Here is an 18579-nt window from a genome sequence, read left to right as displayed (position 1 = left end):
AACCTCCTCACCGGCGGCGGATGGTGGTGTAGTCGATGTAGACGGACGGCGCCGCGACGACGCCCTCGACCTTGCGGCTCAGCAGCCGGGGCAGCCGGTCCTGGTAGAGGAAGACCCAGGGCGCGTCCGTGGCGATGGTGTCCGCCGCCTCGCGGTAGAGGTCGGTGCGGGCCGCTTCCCCGGGTTCGGCGCGGGCGCGGTCGAGCAGGGTGTCGACGGCGGGGTTCCGGTACCAGCCCCGGTTCACCCCGTTCGGGGGGTGCAGTGCGCCGCTGAACATCCGCTCCAGGAAGTCGGCGGCGTCGGCGCCGGTCGTCCAGCCGTTGAAGGAGCCGTGGACGCCGTCCTTGTATCCGGCGCCCTCCTCGGCGACGAGCGAGGCGAACTCCATGTACTGGACTTCGAGCCGTACGCCGACCGCTTTGAGGTCCTGCTGGATGAGCGACATGATCTCGGTGGCCTGGGAGAAGCCGGGACCGCTGTCGGGTGCGAGGAGCCGCAGCCGGACGGGGGTGGGTACGCCGCTCCGCGCGATCAACCGTCGGGCGAGGGCGGGATCGTGGGCGTAGCGGGGGTCCTCGGCGGCGCTCTGCCGGTACGCCTCGTTGCCGAGGGGCAGTGGGCCGTACGAGGGGACGATCTGGTCGCCGGTGAGGGTGGCGAGCGCCTCCCGGTCCACGGCGTGGTTGAGCGCGCGTCGTACGAGCGCGTTGTCCGTGGGGGCGGTACGGGTGTTGAGGCGCAGGAAGTACTGGTTGGCGGGTTCGGGGTACTGGACGGTCATGGTGCCCTGGCCGGCGAGCTGGCGGACCTGCTGGGCGCCCGCGCTGAGGACGGCGTCTACCTCGCCGGTCTGGGCGGCGATGGCCAGGGTGGTGGGGTCGCTGACGGACTCGACGATGATGGACTCGGTCTTCGGCACACCGCCCCAGTAGGCGGTGTTGCGTCGCAGCTCGACCCGTTTGCCGTGGTCGGCGTCGTGCTGGCGGTAGGGGCCGGTGCCGACGGGGTGGAGACCGACGTCGTCGGGGTCGTGCTCACGCAGCACGGTGGGGCTGATCAGGGACATACGGCGGTCGGTGAGCACCCGGGGCAGTCCCGCGTACGGGGTGGTCAGTCGCAGGTCGACGGTGTGCGGTCCGCGGATCTCGACCCGTTCGATCCAGCGGGTGAGGAACTTCATGTTGCCCGCGGCGGTGGCGTCGTGGACCGGGGACTTCTCGTCGGTGATCCGGTCGAAGTTCAGCTTCACGGCGGCGGCGTCGAAGGGGGTGCCGTCGGTGAAGGTGACGTTCTCCCGCAGGGTGAGGGCGTAGGTGAGGGCGTCCGGGGAGACCTCCCACGAGGTGGCCAGGGCGGGGCGCAGCGCGGGCGCCCGGTCCGTGGTCGTGGAGAGGTCCTCGCGGATGAGCGGGTCGTAGAGGGCGTCCACGACGCGCAGTCCGACGGTGCCGGACAGGCGCTGCGGATCGAGTACGGGGATCTCGCCCTCGGCTCCGATGACCAGGGTCCGCGGGTCGCGGCCGAAGCTGGGCGGTGAGGCGCAGCCGGTGAGCAGCAGGGCGGCGGCGATCAGGGCGCCGAGGGCACGGCGCAGGGTGGTGCCGGATGGTCTTCCTGGTGGTCCGGGGGGTCTTGCCGGTGACCCGGCTGGTTCTCCCGGTGCCCCGGGTGGGCGCGTGAGCCTCATGTGTGCGGCCTTTGTTCGTGGGCGAGGTCGCGCAGGACCGCGGTGGCGGCGTTCCTGCCGGGGGTGCCGGTGACATATCCGCCGGGCCAGGTCCCGCTGCCGCCGACGTAGAAGCCGGGCAGGGGGGTGCGGTAGGCGGCGAGGGCGGGGTGCGGGCGGGCGCCGAAGAGTGCGGCGGGGAGCATGTCGCCGTGGGTGATGTTGCTGCCGACGAGGCCGAGTTCGCGTTCCATCTCCACGGGGTTCATGAATCGGTGGGCCACGATCCGGTCGGCGAGGCCCGGCATGAGCAGGCCGAGCTGTTCGACGCAGCGCTGCCCGAAGCGTTCGGTGCGTACGGCGTCCCAGGGGCCGTCGTGCGGCCGGTAGGGGGCGTGCCAGGCGTTGACGCTGATGAGGTGGGTCGGGCCGGGGGTGAGTCCGGGCGAGGTGAGGGTGGGGGTCAGGCCCCACAGGAGGAGTTCGTCGCCGCATCTGCCGTCGAGCGCGGCGGTGATCGCCTGTTCGATGCTCCGGGGTGAGGAGCCGAACCGGAACTGACAGGCGCGTACCGCCTCGGGGTCGGTGTCCCGCGGCAGCCCGGCGTAGGGCGGCAGCGAGTCGACCTCCAGGACCACTTTGAAGGCGGAGCCGCGCATCGGTGTGGTGAGGACGGTGTCCCGGACGCCGGGGCCCATGACCTCCTCGTCCAGGAGGTCGCGGAAGAGATGGTGCGGGTTGACGGTGGAGATCACCCGGGGTGCGGTGAACTCCTCGCCGGTGGGCGTGACGACGCCTCGCACCCCGTCGGGGCCGTGCAGCACCCGCGCCGCGGGGGTGCCGGTGCGCAGGTCGACACCGTGCTCGCGGCAGGCCCCGGCCAGGGCGTCGACGATGGCGCTCATCGAACCGACCGGGAGCCCGGTGGAGCCGCGCAGTGCGAGGCGTTCGGCGGCGTCGTTTCCGGCGCCGGCCGCCGCGGCGAGGGCGAAGGGCCGCATCATCAGGCCGACGGCGGTGCCGGGGGTGGTGGGCGGGACGAGCTGGGCGTTGAGCGCGAGCAGCATGAGCAGCGCCTTGGCCCGGTCGGAGCGGAGGTGGTGGTCGAGCAGCGCGGTGAGTCCGCCGTCGAAGACCTGCTCGAACAGCCGGAGGTCCGCCGCGTCGGACAACCGTTTCTTCAGGAGGTGGGTCTCCGGTGGCGGCCGGTCGAGCCGGACCTGGAGCCGGGCGCCGAGCCGTTCCAGCCCGTCGATGAGGGCGCGGTAGCGGACGGCCTCTCCGGGGGCGAAGGAGTCGAGTTGGGCGTCGACGCGGGCGGGGTCCCGCCAGCCGACGAAGCAGCCCTCCTCGAAGCGGTGGACCACGGTCGGGTCCACCGTGACGAACCGCAGTCCGTGCCGGGCGAGTTCCAGTTCCGCGACGACGGCCGGGTTGAGCGAGCCGGGCGAGTTGGTGAAGGACAGGCTGCGGCCGGGCAGGAACTCGTAGCCGCCGCAGGGGCCGCCGAGACCGGGCCGGGACTCCAGGAGCGCGACCCTCAGCCCCGCGCGCCCGAGGTAGGCGGCGGTCACCAGTCCGTTGTGGCCACCGCCGACGATGACTGCGTCGTAGCGGTTCATCCGCGAGTCGTCCTCCTGGTCCGATGGGTGGTGCCGTCGGGGCTGCCGTGACCGGCCATCTCAGGTGCGCGGCGCGGCGGTGAAGCCGTCCTCGAACAGGTCCACCCAGTTGCCGCCGGAGATCCGCTCGACGTCCGCGGCCGTGAAGCCCCGTTCGCGCAGTCGCCGCTGCACGTCCGCGTAGCCGCGTCCGGCCGCGTACCAGTCGGGGAACTCGACGGGCCCGGAGATGGGGACCATCGGGCTGCGGCTCCACCGGCCCTGCCGCCACCAGTGGAGTTCCTCGTCGCCCTGTCCGGCGTAGTAGTCCGAGCCCAGACCGATGTGCTCGACGCCGATGAGGTCGGCGGTGTAGGCGACCATGTCGCAGAAGCGGTCCACGGTGCAGTGGACACCGTCGGGGGCGATCCTCGGGTACATGCTCAGCCCGACCACCCCGCCCGACGCGGCGGTCTGCTTGAGGACCGTGTCGGACTTGTTCCGCAGGGCCAGTTCCACGTCCTCCCCGACGAACGCGCGGGGGTTGGCATGGGTGACGGCGACGGGCCGTTCGGACGCCTCGATCGCCTCCAGCGAGGTGCGTTCGTTGCAGTGGGAGATGTCGACGACCATGCCGACCTGGTTCATCTCGCGGATGAGGTTGACGCCGTACGTACGGGAGAGCCCGGCGTCCTCGCCCTCCCAGCAGCCGGCCCCGGCCGAGTTCTGGGTGTTGTAGGTGAGTTGGGCGATGCGGACACCGGCCTGGTGGAAGGCGCCCACGAGGTCGAGGTCGTCCTCGAAGGGGCTGCTGTTCTGGAACCCGAGGACGACGGCGGTGCGCCCCTCTTCCTTCGCCCGGCGGATGTCGGCGGCGGAGCGCCCCTCGCACAGCAGGTCGCGGTGGTCGGCGAGCAGACGCTGCCAGCGGCCCACCTCACGCATGGTCTCGGTGGAGTCCTCCCAGATCGCCACCGTGGCGTGGATCGCGGTGATGCCCGCGGCGTGCCACTCCTCGAAGCGGTCCCGGGACGGTTTCACGAATTGCAGTGCGTCGACGAGCACGTCGTTCCTTCTCCTCTGGGTGGTCCGGTACGTCTGTTCCTGTGCGGTCGGCGGTGCGGGGCTCAGCACTCCGGGATCAGACCGAGGCGGCCGAGCGCCGGGATCTCGTCACGCAGACCGAGGTGGCGCAGCGCCCGCCACAGTGACGCCTGATTGCTGGTGACGACCGGCACTCCGGTGTCCAGCTCCAGGTAGGGCAGCACCTCGAAGGTCCGGAAGGTGCCGCACGAGATCAGCAGGGCGTCCGCGTCGGGGGCGGCCCGGTGCAGCCTGCGTCCCAGCCGGTAGGCGCTGTCCGCGTCGTGGACGCTGGCCTCGTACGGGTCGGTGATCTGGAGGCCCTCGATGACCGGGACCTCAAAGCCGACGGCGGTGAGATACCGGCGCAGCGCCTCGTTGACCTCGTCGGTGTAGATGCTTCCGACGGCGACGGAGCGGGCGCCGACCGCGCGGAGGGCGTCGACATGGGCCTGCATCATGGTGATGGCCGGGATTCCGGTCTCCGCCGTGATCTGGTCCGTGACCTTCTCGTCGGTGCAGGGCCCGGGGATGAAGGTGCCGGGCGCGCCGCACTGGACGATGAGGTCCACCTTGGCGGTGGCCAGTTGGCGCGACGCCTCCAGTACCTGGGACATCATCGTCTCCAGCCCTTCGGCGTCCACCCGGGGGACGATCGTGCGCGCGTCGGCGAAGGCCACGCCCGTGGGGGCGACGGAACGCCACTCCTCGGCGCCTTCGATGGCCGTCGCGGGACGTATCTGCCCAATACGGGCACGCCAGCCAAGCAGCATGGGAACTTCCTCTTTCCGATGGGATGACGAGGGGGCCGGTTCACCGGCTCAGGACCCCTGGGGGCAGGGGGAGAAGAAGGGTGCCGCCGGGGTCTCCGGCCAGTCCGGCACTCGATCTGGGACAGTGGACCAGATCCGTTTGGGACAACGTACCCACGGGGCGGAAGCAGGTCAATGGGGTGGAAGAAAGCTCCTGGCGCGCCATACGGGCATCGTCTTCCGGCCATCCGGGACAGGGCCGGGCACGCGCGGACCGCCTCCGGGGACAGGACCGGGCACGCGCGGACCGCCTCCGGGGACAGGGCCGGGGCCGGCCGGGGCACCGCACATGAAGCGGTCCGCCCACCGACCGAGGTGGACGGACCGACGGGTCTTCTCCCCGGGGTCTATCGCGAGGGAGGACGCGGGGGCAGGCCGGACGTCAGGCCGGCTGACGCCAGCGGACGGTGATCTCGGCCGCGGCGGACCGCAGGAGCGGGACGAGTTCGGCCGCGCGCTCGTCCGTCAGCCGGGCCTGCGGCCCGTAGATGCTCAGCGCCGCGACGACACTGCCCTGGGTCCCGATGGGGACGGCCACCCCGCAACCGCCCGGGATCCACTCCTCGCGGCTGATGGCGTAACCCTGGCGGCGCGCCGCGTCGATCCGGCTCAGCAGGTCGGACCCGGACCCGGTCTCCGTCGCCGCGTGTTCCCGCACGAGATGGTCGAGCCGCTCGGACGGCAGCATCGAGAGCAGAACCCGCCCGGTGGCACCGGAGAAGAGGGAGTAGGGGCGGCCCACTCCGGTGATCAGCCGCAGCGGCTGGGGGCTCTCCGCCTCGTAGACCGTGACCCGGCGCCCGTCGACCACGGTGGAGACACAGGCCGTCTCCCCCGTCATGGCGGCGATGCGGGAGGCCGTCGCCGAAGCGGCGCCGACGAGGTCGCTGTTGGCCGTGTGCTTCCAGGCGAGCGTGAGGGCGGCGGGGCCGATGACGTACTTGCGGGTGCTCTCGTCGGCGACGGCGAGCCCCTCGCGTTCCAGGGAAGCGAGGATGCGCTGTACCGAACTCTTGCTGATCGCCAGGTCCCGGCTCAACTCCCGCACTCCGCGCGGGCGGTCCGCCTCGGCGATGGCCTTGAGGACCTGGAGGGCGTGATCGACGATCTGCACGGTACCGGCGGGGCGGGCACCGGAGGCCCCGGGCGCCTCGCCGCCGCCGGAACCGGCGGACCGGCGGTCCGCCCCCTCAGGGGCCGCGGAATCAGGTGCAGTCGCCATGGAACGCGGCAATCTCCTCATGAGCACGAGCGAAAACACGACCGGGTGGGGCGCGGGGTGGCGGACGCGAAGGTACGCCGGCTCCGTGATTCACCGAAACGGCAGTATCACACAGCAGGTCCGGCAGGTGACAACGCCGCCCGTGCGGCCGGTCGGCCGGCGCCGGGGTCCGACCGCGTCCCACGACCGCCCCGCCCGTACACCGTGGAGGCGTCACCCTCCGCGGATCCACTCCCCCGACGCACCGACCCACAAGATGCCGTCTCGCATATTGACGAGCACCCGGGCCCCTCCTATCGTGAGGGCACTTCTCGAAAGGACGGGACCAGCATGAGGCCAGTCGCTCTCATCGGTGTCCTGCTCGTGTCGTGCGCCGGTCGCCGGAGCTATGACCAGCCGCTTCGCTACTCCCCGCCCCGGCAGGGGTTGCGTCCGGGTACGGCCGCCGGTGAGCCCCAGACGCCGTTCTGAGCGGGCTCCGCGTGCTGTTCGTCCTGGTCCGGGTGCCGTGCGTCGCCGTGCGACGCGGAGCGGTCGCCCTGTCGCAACGCCGGCCCGTCGTGGCTTCGCCGACGGGCCTTCCACCAGAGCTTCGAGGAGCGCCTCAGCATGACCAGCACCGTCGGCCGTGAGCCGATCTCCGGGCCGTCCGCCTGGCGCGGCGACACGCTGTCCCGGTCCACCGAGTGGATCCACGTCCTCTCCGACGCCGAGCGCGCCGAACTGGAGTCCCTGGGGCGGCGCTTCGTCACCGAGGATCCCGATCTGCGGACCGTCACCGCCGCCGACTACCCGTTCGACGTGTGTCGTGCGCTGAACGACGAATGCGCCCGCCAGATGGACGCGGGCCGGGGCTTCGTCCTGGTGCGTGGGCTGCGCACCGAGGAGTACGGCGACGCCATGGCCGCGGCCGTCTTCTACGTCATGGGTCTGCACCTCGGCCGGCCGATCGGGCAGAACCAGCGGGGCGACCTGCTGGACCATGTGGTCGCCACGTCGAACAAGACCCTGTCGGACGAGGGCGCGCTGCCCTCCCGCGTGCGGGACCGGCTGCCGTTCCACTCGGACAGCTCCGACGTCGTTGCCCTCATGTGTCTGCGGGGCGCCAAGGAGGGCGGCGCCTCCAGCCTGGTCAGCGGCACCACCATCTACAACGAGATGCTGCTGGTCCGGCCGGACCTGGCCCCGCGGCTCTTCGACACCTATCACTGGGACTGGCGGCGCCAGGACCCCGACTCCCCGGAGCTGACGTACACCTCGCCGATCCTCAGCCACGTCGACGGTGTCTTCAGCACCTACGCGGGCAGCTCGATGATCCTCAGCGCCCAGGACTACCCGGGTGTCCCGAAGCTGACGCCCGATCAGATCGAGGCCATCGCCCTCTTCGACGAGATCTCGCAGCGGCCCGGGCTGCCGATCGACATGGACTTCCAGCCGGGGGACGTGCAATGGCTCCTCAACTACGCCGCGCTGCACTCGCGCACCAGCTATGTCGACCACCCGGAGCCGGAGCGCCGCCGGCATCTGCTGCGGCTGTGGCTCAAGCGCGATGTCGGGCGCCCGCTGGCACCGCGCTTCGGCAAGCATGTCGTGGAGCTGGGTGAGCCCACCACCCCGCCGCTGGGCGGCGGCCGGTTCCGTATCGCCGACGCCGTGACGGTCAACGACGACTGGGGAGTGTGACACCGTCCCCTCGCGGTGACGGTGGTCCGGCGTGGCACCTCGGTGTCACGCCGGCGACTCCGTCAGCAGTCGGCGGTAGAGACGGGCGTAGGCGGTCAGCCGGGTCAACGACAGCGCGTCGCGACGCGGATCGTCGGCGGCGGGCCCCGCCTGCGGGCCGAGGCGTACGGTGTCGACGCCGTGGGCGCGCAGGACGACGCCGTCGGTCGATCCCGTCCAGCCGGTGAGGGGCGGCGGCGGTGCGCCGAACTCGTCGAGCCAGGCCGTGCGGGCGGCGGTCACCACCGGGGCGTCGGCGGGGGTGGCCGCGGCCGACGCCACCGGCTCGGCCTCCACCTCGACCGCGCAGTCCCGCAGCGCGGAGCGCGCGCACCGCGCCCGCAGCCGGTCGGCGAGCCCGGCCGCCAGCTCCTTCGGCTCCACCGGGTCACCGGCGACGACGTACAGGTCGACGCGCAACCGGGCGGGCAGCAGGTCGGGTTTCTCCGGCCAGCCCCCGCTGACGGCGCCGATGCCGCAGGCCCGGCCGGTCTGCCCGGTACGCGGGTCGGCGGCCAGGTAGTCGGCGCGCCAGTGGGCCAGTTCGGCCAGGACGACACCGGCCGAGGCGATCACTCCCCCGGGCGGGGTGGCCGACTCCGCCAGCATCGCGGCCCCGGAGCGGCCGGTCACCCGGACGGTGAGGTAGAGCGCGCCGGGCTCGTGCCACAGCAGGGTGGGCGGGCCGCACTTGGCCACGATCGCCGAGCGCGGCAGCGGGTACGACCCGGTGTAGGCGTCCAGGCCGGTGATGCCGTCGCCGCGGCGGTGGGTTCCGGAGCCGGCGAGCAGCAGCCGCCCGGCGCCCGCCTCGGCGAAGGCGACCAGCGCGGCGGCCACGGGCCCGCGGGCGACGCCGAGGCCGAAGCCGGTCACCCGGTCGCCCGTCACGTCGAGCGGACCGACCGGGGTGGTGTCGCCGGTGACGAGCGGGGTGCCCGGCCCGTCTCGGTCCAGTGAGGTGTCGAGGTGGGAGTAGAGCAGGGGTCCGGCCCCGTGGTCGGCGATCAGGCTGCCGCCCTCGGGGCCGTGCTCCAGCACCTGCCATGCGACGTGCGGCCACCGGTCCGCGCACCAGCCGCGCAGGCGGTGGGCCGCCGTCCGTTCCCGTCCTCGCGGGGCGGGGACGGTGTCGAGGAGCCGCAGGACGTCCAGCAGCCGCTCTCTCAAAAGCGTCCCCAGTCGTCGGACGCCGGACGCCACACGTCGATGTTGCGCGGGTCGGCGGGCATCCGGCGGGGCCGGTGCGTCTCGTGCTCCTCGGGGGTGAACACCCGGTGCCGGTCGCACAGTTCGTAGCGCGGGCCGAAGCGCAGATCGTGCATGTAGAACGCGATGGACGTCGACGCCGAGTGGTTGACGATGTCGGAGGCGATCGGGGCGCCCTTGTACAGCGCGCGGGCCCGCATCCGCATCACATGGTCGAGGCTCTTCATCGCGAAGCACAGGTGCGCCACATAGTGCTCGGTGTTCTTCTGCACGGCGAGGCTGTGGTGGTAGCGGTCCTCGCAGCGGAAGAACGTGGTGGAGCCGACGACATGGTCCGAGGGGAGGAACTTGAGGACGTTCTGGTAGAAGTCCAGGGTCTCCTCGAACTTGGCGGTGGCGATGAAGGGGTGCACCAGGTCGAGCGGCCTGATCTCGATGTGGGGCGGTTCGGCGTACTCCTGGAACTCGGTGAACAGCTCGATGATCAGGCCGTTCGGGTCCTTGACGGCGAAGCCGTCGGTGCACAGGGCCCGCTGCCGCTCCTGGAGTTCGAGGACGTCGAGGCCGGCGTCGAGGACGCTCTTGCGCAACTGGTCGAGGACTTCCTCGCTCTCCACGCTGTAGCCGACCGCGGTCGTCCACCCGTCGGTGCGCCCGGGCGCGTGGATCAGCTCGATGGCGTGGTGCTCGATGTCGGCGCGCAGATAGGCGTGGTCGTCGGTGCGCTGTTCCAGTTGCAGTCCGACGTGGTATTCGAGGAAGTCGATGGTGGCCTGGAGGTCGGGCACCTCGATCCGGGCGTACTCCATGCCGTACGGGCCGTGCGGGCGGGTGCTCACCGGCGGTGTCCTTCCTGCCGTGAGCGACGCACGCTCGGTGAACTCGAACGAGGTGATGGCCTGCTGGGCGATGACCGGCCGCCAGCGGGTGCGCACGAAGTGCTCGTGGGACGCGCTGCCGAGGTAGGCGAGCAGGTCGTCCTGGCTGTCGAAGTCGACGGCCATGGTGTGGGTGAAGGTCCGGTCGCGGGTGCTGATGTTCTCGCCGAGGACGAAGCCGCGCATGGCCGGGTACCGGTCGGGGAAGGTGCGCAGCTCGCCCAGCACGGACTCGCGTGTCGCCCGGTCGGCCCCGTCGGCGAAGCGGAAGGACAGGGTGTGTCTGATCATCGGGTCACCGTCCGTCGCCGGTCAGAGGATGAAGCTGAGCCGGGCGCCGGCGGCCAGCGACTCATGGCCGAGGACGGAGCGCCGCAACCGGAACCGGAGTCCGTCCTCGCCCGGTACCAGCAGGTGGTCGTACCAGCCGACGTAGGCGTCGAAGTGACCGTCGCGGGCGCGGTGCACGACGAAGGCGGCGGCCACCCGGAAGGCGTCCGGTGTCTCCGCGGAGAGCCGTACGTTGGACACCAGCCGGTGGGTGCGCGAGTGCGGGTTCTCGGCGTGCGCCTTGCGGGACTTCAGGCGCTTGACCCGGGCGCGCAGCAGGTCCCAGTCGTCGTCCACGAAGGAGCCGGTCTCGTGCGGTGACCAGCCGGGCCGGTGGTCGGTGGTCGGGATCTCGTAGCGGGCGCCGGGTGCGAAGAGGGCCAGCCAGCCGTCGTAGTCCCAGTGGTCGAGGAGGTCGGCCTCGGCGTAGAGGAAGTCCTCCACCTCCTGGCGGGTGACGGTGCGTCCCGCGCACCGCACGGCGGCGCGGTTGCTGACCGTGGTCATCGCACGTCCCTTCCCGCCAGGAAGGTGGCCGGGCGTTCGCCGCTGATCTCGATGCCGTCGTGGAATCCGACGGCTTCGGCCCAGTGGCGCCAGAAGCCGCGCATCGCGCCTTCGTCGATCGACCGGCCCTGCACCCCCTTGACCTCGTCGGCCATGCCGCGTGACATGTCGCTGAAGTCCAGTTCGGGCGCGCCGGTGCCGGCCGTGGCCTGGATGCCGCGCTGGACCGCCTCGTACGCCTCGATGTCGTCCGGGGTGGCGAGTCCGCCCGGGCCGACGAAGCTGACGACCGTCTTCATGCGCAGGGCGCGGGTGTCCGGGTCCTCGGCGCGCGGGACCAGTTGCCAGGCGCGGACGTCGGTCTGGTCGGGTGCCACCGGTTCCAGTTGCCGGATGGACAGGCCCTCGATGTCGAAGAGCAGCAGGTTGGGGAAGACGAACAGGATGTGGCTCTCGTCGGCCACGTGGTGCGCCCGCTGCTCGCCCAGCCGCCGGGTCATCTCGGCCCGGTGGGCGTCGGTGCGGATCCGCTCGTCCTCGCCGAAGCGCGGTTCCCAGATCATGCTGATCCGTCCGCCGTGCCCGGTCAGGACCAGCAGACCGTGGCCGTTGCCCAGGTTGTACGCGTACTGGTCGTCGTCGGTGACGGCGTAGCCGCTCTCGCGCAGGTAGCCCACGAACGTGTTGTGCGTCGGCGCGAAGTGGTAGCCGTCCATGGCGTTCTCGACGGCGAGTTTCCAGTTGCCGCGCACGCTGTAGAGCTGGGTACCGGGCAGGGTGGTCATACCGCCGTCGTGCTGCTGCTCGATCATCGTCATGTAGTCGGCGGCGTCGCCGAGGTGTTCGAGCAGGGGCGGGACGTCGGGGTCGAAGGAGACGAAGACGAATCCCTCGTGGATCTCCAGGCGCGGCACGCTGCGCAGCCCCATCGTGGCGCGGAACTCGTCGCTCGACTCGTAGGCGCCGGCGTCGGGGATCGCGGCGACCTCACCATTGTTGCGGAAGGTCCAGGCGTGGTAGAAGCACTGGAACAGCCTGGTGGAGCCCTCGTTCTCGCGGCACAGCACGGTGCCCCGGTGGGGACAGGAGTTGAGGAAGGCGTGCACCTCGCCGGCGCTGTCCCGGCAGAAGATCAGCGGTCGGCCGCCCAGGGTGCGGACCTTGAAGTCGTTGGGCCGGGGCAGCTCGGTCTCGTGGCCGAGGTAGAGCCAGGTGTGCATCCACACCCAGCCGCGTTCCCGGGCGAAGATCTCCGGGCTGCGGTACGCCTCGCGGTTGACCCGGAAGGTGAGCTGGTCCCAGTCCTCGACGATCATCGGTGCTGGTGTGGTCCGGGGATTGCTTCCCATGGGGAGTTTGCCTCTCACACGTCCCGACCCGAGTGGCATCTCGTGAGACACCGTCTCGTATGTCGCATCAGAGTCCCTCAGTGAACTCGACGGTGTCAAGCATCCGTCGCGCTGTTGACACCCCGGCCCCGCGCAGCCATCATCCAATTCCACATTGAGATACACCGTCTCGCATTCTGTGCGACCGTGTGAAGGGCAACACGCTCATGCCGTATGTCATCACTGACGCCTGTGTCGACGTCATGGACAAGTCCTGCATGGAGGAGTGCCCGGCCGACTGCATCTACGAGGGCGATCGGATGCTCTACATCCAGCCCGACGAATGCGTCGAGTGCGGGCGCTGCGAGCCCGTCTGCCCCCAGATCTCCATCTTCCACCACGAGGACCTGCCGGAGCGGAGCAAGCGGTTCGAGCAGGTCAACGCGGAGTTCTTCACCCTCGGCACCCCGCCCCTCGGCTCCCCCGGCGGGGCCCGCAAGGTCGGCCGGGTCGGCCACGACCACCCCGAGGTGGGCGCGTGAGCGGCGGTCCGGCGGACCCCGGGATCCAGGTCGACCTGCTCGTCATCGGCGCCGGTCCGACCGGGCTCTACGCGGCGTACTACGCCGGGTTCCGCGGGATGAGCGTGGCGGTCGCCGACGCGCTGCCCGAGGTGGGCGGCCAGGTCACCGCGCTCTACCCCGAGAAGCTCATCTACGACGTGGCCGGCTTCCCCGCCGTCCGGGGCCAGGATCTGGTGGACCGGCTGGCCGAGCAGGCCGGCCGCTGGAACCCCACCTATCTGCTGGGGCACGGGGTCACCGGGCTGGACGACACCGACGGGGGCCTCGTCGCCACCACCGACGCCGGCGCCCGGATCACCGCGGGCGCGGTGCTCGTCTGCGGCGGGATCGGCAACTTCATCCCCCGCGAACTCCCGGTGGGCTCGGAGTACCTGGACCGGGGGCTGCGCTACTTCGTGCCGCGGCTGAACGAGTTGGCCGGGCAGGACGTCGTGGTGGTCGGCGGCGGGGACTCCGCGCTGGACTGGGCGCTGTCACTGGAGCCGATCGCCGCCTCGGTGACCCTGGTGCACCGGCGCACCCGGTTCCGCGCCCACGAACGCACCGTCGAGCAGGTGCACACCTCCTCCGTGCGGGTCCTGACCCCCTACGAGGTCGAGAAGATCCACGGCGACGGACGGGTGTCGGAGGTCGTGGTCGCCACCTCCGACGGCGACCGGATCACCCTGCCCGCCCAGACCGTCGTGGCCGCCCTCGGCTTCATCGCCGACCTCGGCCCGGTCGAGCGGTGGCGACTGGAGCTGCGCCGGCGGCGCATCCTCGTCGACCGCACCATGCGCACCAGCCGGGAGCGCGTCTTCGCGGCCGGCGACATGGCCGACCACGACGGCAAGGTCACCCTCATCTCGGTCGGGTTCGGCGAGGCCGCCGTGGCCGTCAACCACATCGCCGCCGTGCTCGACCCGGCCCGCTCGATCACACCCGGGCACTCCTCCGACGTATGAGCCGCGCCCACCGGCCGACGGCCCGAGCGCCCCGTGGTGAAGGGGCCTCGGGCCCCTGCACCCGCCGTTACACTCCCCCTTGTCACTACTCTATTCGATACGGCGTTTCATTTAATGTCTTATGACTGGCCACATACGGTTGGGAGCGATACGTCCATGCCCACGAAGGCGCAGCGCGGCACCGGCGAGCAGGACGGCCCGGAGAGGACCGCCCCGACCATCCAGACGGTGCAGCGGGCCGCGCTGATCCTCGGCTCCTTCACGGTCGGCAAGCCGCACATGAGCCTCAACGAGATCACCGCGCGTCTCGGGGCGAGCAAGGCCACCGCGCACCGGTACACCAAGGCCCTGCGGGCGGCGAACCTGCTGCGCTACGACGAGCGCACCTCGCTGTACTCCCTCGGCCCCCAGGTGCTCACACTCGCCTCGGCGGCACGGGCCGGACTGCCGATCGTCGCCGCCGCCGAGCCCTACATGGAGGAACTGGTCCGGCGTATCGACGAGACGATCGTCCTGTCGGTCTGGGACGGCGAGTCGGCGACCGTGGTGCGGTCGGTGGACAACACCGACCACATGGTCCGCATCAGCGTCCGGGTCGGCTCCCGGCTCAACCTCACCTCCTCGGCGCAGGGACGCGTCTTCCTCGCGCTGCTGCCGCCGGAGCAGGTACCGACGCTGCCGCGCTCGGTGCGCAGGTCGGCCGAGCTGACCGAGGAACTGGAGGCCATCCGGGAGCACGGGCTGTCGGTCAACTCCCCCACGGTCAACGGGGTCCGCACCATCGCGGCGCCGATCTTCGAGGGGGACAAGATCAGCGGGACCCTCGCCATCGTCGGCACGACGGCGACGGTGCCGGACGATGTCACGTCACCGATGGCACAGGCGCTGCTGGAGACGGCGCGCGCGTTGTCGCAGCGGCTGGGGAACTCCGACGGCGGCTGAGCGGCGTACGACCGGCGGCTGAACCTCGTACGACCGGCGGCTGAGCCTCGTACGACGGCAGGGATGGCGGCGGCCGAGTCGCACACCACTGCAGGGACGGCGACGGCTGAGCCGCGTACGACGGCAGGGACGACGGCGGCCGAGCGGCGCACGACGGCAGGAAGACTGCGCCCGAGTCGCGCATGAGGGGAACGGACGGCGAGGCCCACCGCAGCGGCGGTGGGCCTTTCGGCTTCCCTCGGGGGATCAGGGCAGCAGGTCGGCGCGCGGCGGGACGAAGAAGTCGATGTTCACGCACGGGGCCTCGACCGGCTCCACATAGTGCTCGCTGCCGCGTGGCACCAGCAGGAAAGACCCGGCGCGCATGTCGTGCGCGACACCGTCCACGTAGTAGTTCGCCCGCCCCTCGGCGATGTGGACGAGTTGGTCGAAGTCCTCGTGCCGGTGCGGGTTGAGCGTCATGCCGACGTCGAGTTCGTGGTGGCAGATCATCACCTCGTCCGTCGCGTACACGCGGCGACGGACACCCGCCCGTACCTGGGTCACCGGCAGGTCGGCCCAGTTGACGACGGTGTGGAACAGGGCTGCGTTGCGTGTGCTCACTGATCTCCCTCTCCGGCGGCGGCCCGCAGGCCCGCCGACAGCATCTGCAGGTCCGAGCCGACCACCAGGTAGCCGGCGTCACCGAGGCCCAGGTCCTTCGCCGCGGCCCGGGTCGGCGCCCAGCCGCCGAACGCCACCCCCGCGCCGCGGGCGGCGTCCCTCACCCGGTCCACCGCCGCGCGCAGCACCGCCGGGTCGGCGGGCAGGCCCAGGTCGACCGCGAGGTCGGTGCTGCCGAGGAAGCACACGTCGAGGGCGGCGACCAGTTCCGGCAGAGGGTCGGTCCGTGCCGTCTCGATCTGGCCCACCAGCACCGGGGGATCGTTCTCCTCGGCGCGCAGGAACCCGGCCAGCGGAGCCGCGCCGAACCGGGCGGCCCGGTTGGCGAGGCTCACCGACCGGCGGCCGGCCGGGGCGAACCGGGTGGCCGCCACGAGCGCCTCGGCCTGGGCGAGGCGGGTCAGCATGGAGAGCTGGATCCCGGCCGCCCCGGCCTCCAGGAGCCGGTTGACGCAGGCGGCGTCCACCTCGGGCACCCGGACCAGGGCGGGCAGGCCGCAGACGTCCGCGTGGCGCACCAGGTCGACGGCGTCCCGCTCGGTGAGGGTGGAGTGTTCGAGGTCGACCACCACGAACCCGAACCCGGCCGCCGCGGCCAGTTCCACCACGTCGGGCGAGGCCAGCTTGACGAACGTGCCGACGGCGGGTTCCCCGGCCTTGAGGGCCGTACGGAGGCGGCGGCGCAGCGGGGGGATGGGGACGTCAGCGGCGGCCATCGGGGCCCCGCGCGGGTTCGTCGGATCCTCGGTGGGTGGGGTCATCGGCTCCCTCTCTCCGTGCCGGGTGGGTCAGGCCGAGCGCAGACCCCGCCACGGCACGATGTCGACCTCGGCGCCCCCGTGCAGCACCACGGTCGGCTCCAGACGGGGCGCCAGGAGGGTGTTGCCCGCGGCGTCGGGGAGGGTGACCTCGTCGGTCTCGGTGACCACGGTGACATCGGCCCGCCCGCCGACCTCCAGACGTCCGTAGCCTTCGGCGTCGAGGCCGAGCAGGCGCGCGGGGACGACGGTGGCCCGCCGTACGCACTCCTCCAGCGGCGCGCCGAGCGCGACCAGCTTGGAGACGCTGGTGAGCAGGTCGAAGACCGGGCCGCGCCAGTTGCGGGCGCTGGTGTCGGAGCTGAGGACATCGGGCAGGAAGCCGTCGGCGATCGCCCGGCGGGCCACCTCGAAGCTGAGGTTGCTCCTGCCGTGGGCGGAGTCGAACAGCACCCCGCGTTCGCGGGCGGCGGTCACGGCGGGCTGTACCCGGTCGCCGTCGAGGATGCCGTGCGGCTTGCCGGTGTAGCAGTGCGCCACTATGTCGCCGGGGCGCAGATGGTCCAGGACGACGGGCAGCGGTTCGGCGGTCTCGCCGATGTGCAGCATCAGCGGCAGACCGGCCTGTTCGGCCAGTGACACGGACTTCTTCAGCAACGACTCCCAGTTCTCGCCGACGACGTCCTCGGAGAGCCGGATCTTGAAGCCGCGCACGATGTCGGGGTGGGCCTCGGCGGTCGCGAGCGCGTCCTCGGGGACCAGGGTGTCGGGGTTCAGCAGTTCACCGAACCTGAAGTCGATCAGGCCGAGCACCGAGACGTTGAGGAAGTTGACGATGCGCAGCGGGTTGGCCTCGACCACCAGCTTGCGGAAGGCCGGGAAGGTGGAGGCGCCGGCGGTGCCGGCGTCCGCGGCGGCGACCACCCCGCGGCGCAGATGGGCCTCCTCGGCGGGGGCGCCGACGGCGGAGACGTACTCGAAGATGTGGGTGTGGCCCTCGACGAGGCCCGGCAGCACGGTGGAGCCGGTGACGTCGATCGTGCGGGCCGCGTGTGCCGCCAGCCCCTCGCCGATCGCTGCGATGCGGTCACCGGTGACCGCCACGTCGAGCCGGGCGTGGGTGGCCGATGCCGGGTCGATGACGGTGCCGCCGGCCAGGACGAGGTCGTAGGACGGCACAGAGGAGAGGGACATCGGTGTGGCTCCAGGGTGAGGGGCGGTCGACTGACCGGTCCGGTCAGCCGGTGGTGCGCGGTGGGGTGCCCGCGGGCCGCACGACGGGGGCGGCGAGGGGACGTGCCACAGGGGTGGGGTGGGGACGCTCTACGGGGGTGGCGAGGGGGCGCTCGACGGGGGTGCGGTGGGGACGCCCGTCGCGGGGGGCCAGGGGCGGCTCGACACGGGTGGCCAGAGGGCGCTCGACGCGGGTGACGAGGGGCAGTACGCCGTCCACCTCGACCCGTACCTCGTCGCCGTCGGCGAGGAAGCACGCGCGGTCCTGGCCGGTGCCGGCCGGGGTGCCGGTGAGGACGACATCACCGGGTTCGAGCGCGGCGAACCACGACAGCCTGCTGAGCAGATCGGGGATCGGGAAGATCATCCCGGCGCTCGTGTCGTCCTGCCGGAGGGTGCCGTTGACCCGGGTCCGTACGCGGATCGCGTCACGGTCGGCGAGGTCGTCGGGGGTGCGGAGCGAGGGGCCGAGCGGAGTGAAGCCCGGGTAGCTCTTGGCGAGGGCGGGGATGCCCGTGGCGCGCATGACATCACGGGCTGTCATGTCGTCGGCGGCGGTGACAGCGGCGATCGCCGGCCAGACCTCCGCCTCGGTCGCCTGGTACAGCCGGCGTCCGAGCACGACGGCGATCTCGCCCTCGTAGTCGGGTTCGTTCACGCTCCGCGGGATCACCACCCGCGTGCCGGGGGCCACCACGCCGGAGGCGGCGGCCAGGTACAGGATCGGCTGGTCGGGCAGGGCCCGGCCGGTGCGGGCCGCCTTGGAGCGGTAGTTGAGCCCGACGCCCCACACCGCGCGGGGGCGGCCCAGCGGGGCCATGAGCACGGCCTCGTCGAGCGGGATGCGCCGGCGCACCGCGCAGGACGCCAGACGGTGCAGTGAGCCCTCTTGTTCGAGGACCGCGGCGATGTCGGGAAAAGCAGTGTCCAGCAGAGCGGCAGCGCCGTCCTCGATCCGGCCGAGGCCGGATTGCGTCGTCACTACGTGCATGGCGAGCATCTTTCAATGCGAGACAGCATCATGTCAAGCGATACGCAATGTGGGATGTGGACGCACGGAATCCCGGGCCGCCGGGCCACGGGGACCCCGCCTT

General features: G+C 71.7%; 17 protein-coding genes. 4 read left to right on the top strand and 13 right to left on the bottom strand.

Features of this window, described 5'->3' with window-relative positions; translation table 11 throughout:
• Nucleotides 1-7 precede the first annotated feature (7 nt).
• From ACIQNG_RS08635 to ACIQNG_RS08615, 5 genes are all read right to left on the bottom strand, one after another.
• A complete protein-coding gene (locus ACIQNG_RS08635; protein WP_401483365.1) occupies nt 8-1690 on the bottom strand; it encodes an ABC transporter substrate-binding protein in 1683 nt (560 codons plus the stop codon).
• Entirely contained in the window at nt 1687-3291 is a 1605-nt protein-coding gene (locus ACIQNG_RS08630) for a phytoene desaturase family protein (RefSeq protein ID WP_401483363.1), read from the bottom strand. The genes ACIQNG_RS08635 and ACIQNG_RS08630 overlap by 4 nt, the downstream gene beginning before the upstream one ends.
• A gap of 60 nt (nt 3292-3351) precedes the next feature.
• Nucleotides 3352-4335, bottom strand: coding sequence for a dipeptidase (locus tag ACIQNG_RS08625; RefSeq protein WP_401483361.1), 984 nt, complete (start codon nt 4333-4335; stop codon nt 3352-3354).
• 62 nt (nt 4336-4397) lie between these two features.
• A complete protein-coding gene (locus ACIQNG_RS08620; RefSeq protein WP_401483359.1) occupies nt 4398-5126 on the bottom strand; it encodes an aspartate/glutamate racemase family protein in 729 nt (242 codons plus the stop codon).
• Between the two features lie 421 nt (nt 5127-5547).
• Nucleotides 5548-6387 carry an IclR family transcriptional regulator gene (locus tag ACIQNG_RS08615; protein ID WP_401483357.1) on the bottom strand — a complete coding sequence of 280 codons (840 nt, stop codon included), beginning with the start codon at nt 6385-6387 and terminating at the stop codon, nt 5548-5550.
• Between the two features lie 609 nt (nt 6388-6996).
• On the opposite strand from ACIQNG_RS08615, the gene ACIQNG_RS08610 reads away from it, so the two are divergent.
• A complete protein-coding gene (locus ACIQNG_RS08610; protein WP_401483355.1) occupies nt 6997-8070 on the top strand; it encodes a TauD/TfdA family dioxygenase in 1074 nt (357 codons plus the stop codon).
• A gap of 45 nt (nt 8071-8115) precedes the next feature.
• On the opposite strand, the gene ACIQNG_RS08605 is transcribed toward ACIQNG_RS08610, so the two are convergent.
• The 4 genes from ACIQNG_RS08605 to ACIQNG_RS08590 are packed head-to-tail and all read right to left on the bottom strand — an operon-like array spanning nt 8116 to nt 12382.
• Nucleotides 8116-9312 (bottom strand): hypothetical protein, encoded by a 1197-nt coding sequence (locus tag ACIQNG_RS08605; RefSeq protein WP_401483354.1) that lies wholly within the window; start codon nt 9310-9312, stop codon nt 8116-8118.
• Entirely contained in the window at nt 9276-10487 is a 1212-nt protein-coding gene (locus ACIQNG_RS08600) for a Dabb family protein (protein WP_401483352.1), read from the bottom strand. Before ACIQNG_RS08600 ends, ACIQNG_RS08605 begins: the two co-directional genes overlap by 37 nt.
• 21 nt (nt 10488-10508) lie before the next feature.
• On the bottom strand, nt 10509-11033 hold the full coding sequence (locus ACIQNG_RS08595) for an aromatic-ring-hydroxylating dioxygenase subunit beta (protein ID WP_401424329.1): 525 nt from the start codon (nt 11031-11033) through the stop codon (nt 10509-10511).
• Nucleotides 11030-12382: an SRPBCC family protein gene (locus ACIQNG_RS08590; RefSeq protein ID WP_401424330.1), complete on the bottom strand. Its 1353-nt coding sequence runs from the start codon at nt 12380-12382 to the stop codon at nt 11030-11032. The genes ACIQNG_RS08595 and ACIQNG_RS08590 overlap by 4 nt, the downstream gene beginning before the upstream one ends.
• 206 nt (nt 12383-12588) lie before the next feature.
• Between ACIQNG_RS08590 and fdxA the strand changes: the two genes are divergently transcribed.
• From fdxA to ACIQNG_RS08575, 3 genes are all read left to right on the top strand, one after another.
• Complete coding sequence (fdxA, locus tag ACIQNG_RS08585) at nt 12589-12903, top strand: ferredoxin (RefSeq protein WP_401483859.1); 315 nt, start codon at nt 12589-12591, stop codon at nt 12901-12903.
• Entirely contained in the window at nt 12900-13889 is a 990-nt protein-coding gene (locus ACIQNG_RS08580; protein ID WP_401483350.1) for an NAD(P)/FAD-dependent oxidoreductase, read from the top strand. Before fdxA ends, ACIQNG_RS08580 begins: the two co-directional genes overlap by 4 nt.
• 156 nt (nt 13890-14045) lie before the next feature.
• Nucleotides 14046-14831 carry an IclR family transcriptional regulator gene (locus tag ACIQNG_RS08575; protein ID WP_401424333.1) on the top strand — a complete coding sequence of 262 codons (786 nt, stop codon included), beginning with the start codon at nt 14046-14048 and terminating at the stop codon, nt 14829-14831.
• Nucleotides 14832-15077: 246 nt separating this feature from the next.
• Here ACIQNG_RS08575 and ACIQNG_RS08570 read toward each other — a convergent pair whose 3' ends face one another.
• The 4 genes from ACIQNG_RS08570 to ACIQNG_RS08555 are packed head-to-tail and all read right to left on the bottom strand — an operon-like array spanning nt 15078 to nt 18476.
• Nucleotides 15078-15434 carry a cupin domain-containing protein gene (locus tag ACIQNG_RS08570; protein WP_401424334.1) on the bottom strand — a complete coding sequence of 119 codons (357 nt, stop codon included), beginning with the start codon at nt 15432-15434 and terminating at the stop codon, nt 15078-15080.
• On the bottom strand, nt 15431-16255 hold the full coding sequence (locus ACIQNG_RS08565) for an HpcH/HpaI aldolase/citrate lyase family protein (RefSeq protein WP_401483348.1): 825 nt from the start codon (nt 16253-16255) through the stop codon (nt 15431-15433). Before ACIQNG_RS08565 ends, ACIQNG_RS08570 begins: the two co-directional genes overlap by 4 nt.
• 27 nt (nt 16256-16282) lie before the next feature.
• Nucleotides 16283-17446, bottom strand: a complete 1164-nt coding sequence (locus tag ACIQNG_RS08560) for an amidohydrolase family protein (protein ID WP_401424336.1) — start codon at nt 17444-17446, stop codon at nt 16283-16285.
• Nucleotides 17447-17489: 43 nt separating this feature from the next.
• Nucleotides 17490-18476, bottom strand: a complete 987-nt coding sequence (locus tag ACIQNG_RS08555) for a fumarylacetoacetate hydrolase family protein (RefSeq protein ID WP_401483346.1) — start codon at nt 18474-18476, stop codon at nt 17490-17492.
• Between the last annotated feature and the right edge of the window lie 103 nt (nt 18477-18579).

The organism is Streptomyces sp. NPDC091377 (assembly GCF_044757045.1).
In the GTDB taxonomy this organism is placed as follows: domain Bacteria; phylum Actinomycetota; class Actinomycetes; order Streptomycetales; family Streptomycetaceae; genus Streptomyces.
Note: the sequence above shows the minus strand (reverse complement) of the source record. Positions and strands in the feature narration are given on the sequence as shown.